Source organism: Bradyrhizobium sp. 62 (genome assembly GCF_023073035.1).
Taxonomy (GTDB): domain Bacteria; phylum Pseudomonadota; class Alphaproteobacteria; order Rhizobiales; family Xanthobacteraceae; genus Bradyrhizobium.
Genome location: NZ_JADPIT010000015.1, coordinates 1232203 through 1232892, shown reverse-complemented (window position 1 = coordinate 1232892; position 690 = coordinate 1232203). Strand labels below are relative to the sequence as shown.

General features: G+C 60.4%; 1 protein-coding gene. It reads right to left on the bottom strand.

Annotated elements, in window-relative coordinates:
- Positions 1-29: 29 nt before the first annotated feature.
- Positions 30-690: flavodoxin family protein (locus tag IVB47_RS16475; protein WP_247462642.1), on the bottom strand; the 661-nt coding region annotated here is incomplete at its 5' end.

The window sequence follows — 690 nt, the reverse complement described above, 5'->3', positions numbered from 1 at the left end:
CTTCGCTTCGCTCGCAATGACGGGTGAGGTTAGCCGTTGCGGCTTGCCATTCTGGCCAATCGCTGACCGAGATATTCGGCCGTGCCGAGGTCGCTCTGAGGCAACGAGCCGTCAATCAAGTGTGTTGCCAAGCCAAGCTGGCTGCCTAAACGATTCCGACCGCTCGGGTCCTCGCCACCCGGAATATCCAGTCCGCACCAGAGCATGCCGTGTTGCGCGGCCAGAATGGAAAAGTAGGACAGTGTGTGGAGTTGGTCGCCGCCAGCGCAGGCGCCCGTCGTGAATCCTGCTGCGATCTTGTTGGCCCAGGCTTGCTTGCTCCATCTGTCGCTCGAAGCGTCTGCAAAAGCTTTGAATTGGGCGGCGGGTCCGCCCATGTAGGTGGGGCTGCCAAACGCAACGGCGCTAGCGCCGTCAATCGTCTCCAGTAAGCTCTCATTCTTAAACCGGCCTGATACGATGTCGCGCCGGTGATGCGACAGTGCGTGACATCCGCCATGCCATCCGCACCGCGCGCGACCGCGTGCGCCAGCTTCTCGGTGGTGCCTGAGATGGAAAAATAGACGATGGCGAGGAGGGGCATCGTGGTGCCACTTGCTGTGTCCAGCCATCTTTGACGCCGTCGATGTTTTGTACAAGTCCCCCACGCAGTCATTGCGAGCGCGGCGAAGCAATCCAGAGTCTTTCCAC